Origin of the sequence: Neptunicella marina (assembly GCF_014270035.1) — a bacterium.
GTDB lineage: Bacteria > Pseudomonadota > Gammaproteobacteria > Enterobacterales > Alteromonadaceae > Neptunicella > Neptunicella marina.
This window is the reverse complement of sequence record NZ_JACNEP010000035.1, coordinates 1-4,286: the sequence shown is the minus strand read 5'-3', so window position 1 is coordinate 4,286 and position 4,286 is coordinate 1. Positions and strand designations below refer to the sequence as shown.

At 40.3% G+C, this 4,286-nt stretch carries 4 protein-coding genes, 4 tRNA genes and 1 pseudogene; all 9 read left to right on the top strand.

Annotated features, from left to right (window positions below; genetic code table 11):
- Positions 1-415: 415 nt before the first annotated feature.
- Complete coding sequence (locus H8B19_RS18740) at positions 416-856, top strand: response regulator (protein WP_338401549.1); 441 nt, start codon at positions 416-418, stop codon at positions 854-856.
- Positions 857-916: 60 nt separating this feature from the next.
- Entirely contained in the window at positions 917-1,909 is a 993-nt protein-coding gene (gene murB / locus H8B19_RS18735; RefSeq protein ID WP_186508663.1) for a UDP-N-acetylmuramate dehydrogenase, read from the top strand.
- The gene (gene birA / locus H8B19_RS18730) at positions 1,906-2,874 is read left to right on the top strand and encodes a bifunctional biotin--[acetyl-CoA-carboxylase] ligase/biotin operon repressor BirA (RefSeq protein ID WP_186508661.1); all 969 of its coding nucleotides are present in this window, start codon (positions 1,906-1,908) and stop codon (positions 2,872-2,874) included. The genes murB and birA overlap by 4 nt, the downstream gene beginning before the upstream one ends.
- Positions 2,858-3,574 carry a type III pantothenate kinase gene (locus H8B19_RS18725; RefSeq protein ID WP_186508659.1) on the top strand — a complete coding sequence of 239 codons (717 nt, stop codon included), beginning with the start codon at positions 2,858-2,860 and terminating at the stop codon, positions 3,572-3,574. Before birA ends, H8B19_RS18725 begins: the two co-directional genes overlap by 17 nt.
- 132 nt (positions 3,575-3,706) lie before the next feature.
- A tRNA-Thr gene (locus H8B19_RS18720) sits at positions 3,707-3,782 on the top strand.
- A gap of 9 nt (positions 3,783-3,791) precedes the next feature.
- Positions 3,792-3,876: transfer RNA gene (locus tag H8B19_RS18715), tRNA-Tyr, on the top strand.
- 114 nt (positions 3,877-3,990) lie between these two features.
- Positions 3,991-4,065: transfer RNA gene (locus tag H8B19_RS18710), tRNA-Gly, on the top strand.
- Between the two features lie 8 nt (positions 4,066-4,073).
- Positions 4,074-4,149 (top strand) — tRNA-Thr (locus tag H8B19_RS18705).
- A gap of 60 nt (positions 4,150-4,209) precedes the next feature.
- Positions 4,210-4,286, top strand: a pseudogene (locus tag H8B19_RS18700) (GTP-binding protein); the annotation flags it as partial.

Here is a 4,286-nt window from a genome sequence, read left to right as displayed (position 1 = left end):
TCCTGCTCAAAGAACTAATGGAAATTGTTCACTCTAAGGGAAAACTGTGGAATTAAATTCGTGGGGATCCTTCAGGTTCCATACCCATTTGTGTGCGGCCCGAAGGGCGCAGGGCAGGAAGCCCGGAGTAATGTAGCACACCGTAAACTGCTCCTGCGTTTACGGCATACCGTCCATCCATGGACATAACCGCCAGACTCCCAATTTTACAAAGAACCCAGCCTTGCGCTGGTTTTTTTGTTTTAAGCCTATAGAAATTGAAAGGCCCCAAGCGAAAGACCGGGCTGGTTTATGGCCTCAAAAATACCCCCTTAAAAAGACTACAGCCCTATACAACTTCACTTAATAAAAGTGCAAACCGCCGTCACAACCTGAGAAAAACAATAATTTGTTATAAAAGCAAATTTGCAAGTGCATGATAAAAAAGGTAAAACAACCTTGCCTTTTACAAATGGACCTGTTTATGCACTTTCCTGTACTAATTTGCGATGACTCAAATCTAGCCAGGCGAATGGTTATGCGCAGCCTGCCGAGTGACTGGAATGCCGAAATAATAATGGCTGAAAATGGTTTAGAAGCCATGCAAGTATTAATGACTCGACATATTTCTTTGATGTTTCTTGATCTAACGATGCCCGAAATGGATGGAATAGAGGTGCTGCGGGAAATTAAAAAACATAAAATAGAAACGTTTGTCATCGTGGTATCTGGCGACATTCAGCCGCAGATGCAAGAACGAGTTCAGCAACTAGGTGCACTCAGCTTTATCAAAAAACCTATCGACTACGCTAAGCTTGAGCGTATTTTGCTTGACTATGGGTTGTATAATCTAGGGCAAACTGCAGCATTCTCCTAAGCTAACATCCACTTTGAGGTTGATGTACAATACCTCAAATATTTCAGTTAGTTAAAATCAGTGCACAATCTACAACTATTACATACTTTCTCGTTGCCAAGTCAGGCTTGTAACTTAATTACACTCGAATCGGTTGATAGTGTAAAACTCGCATTGCCTTTATCTGTTCCTTTTGTTTTGTTAGGGCAGGGCAGCAACACTGTATTTACAGGCGATTTTAAAGGTACGGTATACCAAATAAAACTTTTTGGTATTGACGTTATTGAGCGGGAAAATGACTACATATTGAATGTAGCTGCTGGAGAATCATGGCACGCATTTGTGCAATATTGTCTTAACAAAGAAATATATGGATTGGAAAATCTTGCTCTTATTCCTGGTACTGTCGGTGCTGCTCCCGTACAAAATATAGGTGCATATGGCAGGGAAGTGAGTGACTTCATACAACGCGTTGATTTTATTGAATTGAAATCTGGCGAGCTGAAGTCATTAACGTGTGCGCAATGTAAATTTAGTTATCGGGATAGTATTTTTAAACACGAACTTTATAACAAAGTAGTCATCGTCAATGTGCAATTTGCTATTCCCAAAGTTTGGAAAGCAGAAACGAGTTATGGTGAGCTTAAAGAACTTGATAATCCTTCTGCTAAAGATATTTTTAATAAGGTTATAGAAGTTCGTTCAGAAAAACTGCCAGATCCTGCCAGGCAGGGTAATGCAGGAAGTTTTTTTAAAAACCCTTATATAAGCCTGAACACATTAAAAAAAATTCAATCACAATGGCCCGATATCCCTCATTTCCAGGTTGATTCAAATCATTTTAAAGTTCCTGCGGCTTATTTAATCGATAAACTAGGATTTAAAGGCCATAAAGTAGGCAATGTAGAGTGTCATAAAAGACAACCGCTTGTCTTAATTAATATTGGTAACGCGACGGGTGAAGAGTTGTTAACCATTGCCAGAGAAATCAAATATAAAGTTAAATCAGTATTTGGTATCGAATTAGAAAATGAAGTACGGCTAGTTGGCCAGCATGGTTTAATAGACCTATGAGTATTAAAGGTGAGCTTAAGCGCAATGAGATTCTTCAGTTGTTAGCGGATGGCAAATGTCATTCCGGTGAAGATATCGGCAAGTTTTTAAATATTTCGCGGGCATCAGTCGCCAAGCATATAAAAATGCTTACCCAGTTTGGGATATCTATTAATAGTCAGGCAGGTAGCGGATATCAGCTTTCTACACCTTTGAATTTGCTTAACTACAAAACTATTGTAGAAGCGCTTAACTTTCCAATTCGGGTTGACGTTTGCAATATCATTTCATCTACCAATGATTATATTAAAAACAAGATTAATTCCTGCAAAAAAGGGATGACATGTTTAGCTGAGGCGCAAACTGCTGGACGAGGACGTCAGGGGAAAAAATGGGAGTCACCTTTTGGTGCAAGCATTTACTTAAGTATGTATTGGCATTTTGAGGCAGGTTATCAATCTGTCAATGGACTAAGTTTGGTGGTTGGTATAGCAGTTAACAATGTTTTACGAGAACTTGGAATTAATACCAGTCAATTAAAGTGGCCAAATGATATTTATGCTAACGACAAAAAGTTAGCAGGGGTTTTAATTGAACTGGAAGGGCAAATTGGCGCAGGTTGTGATGCGGTTATTGGAATCGGCCTTAATGTTCAATTAGGTGCAGCTGTAGTCGACATAACGCAGCCCTGGACGGATCTTAGCCAGCAATTAAGACAGACCCCTGATAGAAATTTAATTGCCGCAAAAATTATTAACGAGCTGTATTCTTTACTAAGCATTTTTGAAACTAAAGGTTTTCCTGCTTTTGAACATTTGTGGCAGCGATACGATTGGCTAATGGAAAAGGAAATTAATCTTTCCATAGGCGAATCTGTTGAAACTGGTATAGGCCGGGGTGTTGATTCGCAAGGGGCTTTATTAGTTGAGTGTGATGGAAAAATTAAGCGTTTTTATGGGGGGGATGTGAGTGTCAGAGCCAGCTAGGACACTATTAATAGATATCGGCAATAGTCGGATTAAGTATTGTTATTCGTCGGACGTATCCGCACTTTCCTATCTGGATGACATCGATTATCTTAATCAATTGTGCAAATCCACTTCCAGATGTTTAATTTCCAATGTTGCTAGTCAAAAGCAATTAAAGTACATCACAGATATTCTCAACAAAAATCAGGTAAATATTCAAGTACTGAAAACTCAGGACCACGTTGATAATTTAAAATTGGGTTATCAGCAGCCTGAATCGCTTGGTGTTGATCGGTGGTTAGCTATGTTGGCAGTAAAGCAATTCTGCTCAACAAATTTTGCAGTTATCGATTTAGGCACAGCAATCACATGCGATGTTGTTAATGAAGAATCCGAACATATTGGCGGTTGGATTGTGCCGGGATTTAGTACCATGATCGAATCATTAAAAGCCAAGACATCGCTTGCTCATGTAAAGAATCATTATATTGCTGATGATTTGGAATTTGGGAGAGATACCTCATCTTGTATAACTGAGGGGTGCAAAGCTCAAATTTATGGTTTTATATTCATGGTGCAACAGCAGATGCAGATAAATTTTAGCCAATATAAAATTTTTGTTACTGGCGGCGATGCAAATTTGATAAATATTGATGACTTTCCCCGGACCGAAATAGTCGAAAATTGCATTTTTACCGGCATGATGAGGTTCATTTAGTTGCTTAATTGCTGATATGTTAATCGTGTTGCTTTGAAAATAGCCAAACGATCACAAAATTTGAATTTTTTGTTTTTTAGCTATTGCACAGCGCAAACTGTTACTCTAGAATGCGCACCTCGTTGATGCAGTGCCGGCTTAGCTCAGTTGGTAGAGCAACTGACTTGTAATCAGTAGGTCGCCAGTTCGACTCCGGCAGCCGGCACCATCAATTCCTGGAGGGGTTCCCGAGTGGCCAAAGGGATCAGACTGTAAATCTGACGGCTCCGCCTTCGGTGGTTCGAATCCACCTCCCTCCACCATATTTTGATAATGGCTAAGGCGATTATCTAATACGAAGGCTGACTAATGCGCACTGTGTTGTCAGCCTTTTTATGATTTTTCTTGGGGTGAGATTAGCTCAAGAGAACCGGAACGCGGGCATCGTATAATGGCTATTACCTCAGCCTTCCAAGCTGATGATGCGGGTTCGATTCCCGCTGCCCGCTCCAACTACAGTGCTGATATAGCTCAGTTGGTAGAGCGCACCCTTGGTAAGGGTGAGGTCGGCAGTTCAAATCTGCCTATCAGCACCACTTCTCTATCTCTCATTCCTTACAAGTAAGAATCGTTTTTATTTTGATGAGGAATGAACCATGGCAAAAGAAAAGTTTGAACGTACGAAACCGCACGTAAACGTTGGTACAATCGGCCACGTTGACCACGGTAAAAC

What these genes read in the sequence shown, in the direction of transcription:
- H8B19_RS18740 (WP_338401549.1), top strand. Translation starts at nt 416, where the DNA reads ATGATAAAAAAGGTAAAACAACCTTGCCTTTTACAAATGGACCTGTTT.
- birA (WP_186508661.1), top strand. Translation starts at nt 1,906, where the DNA reads ATGAGTATTAAAGGTGAGCTTAAGCGCAATGAGATTCTTCAGTTGTTA.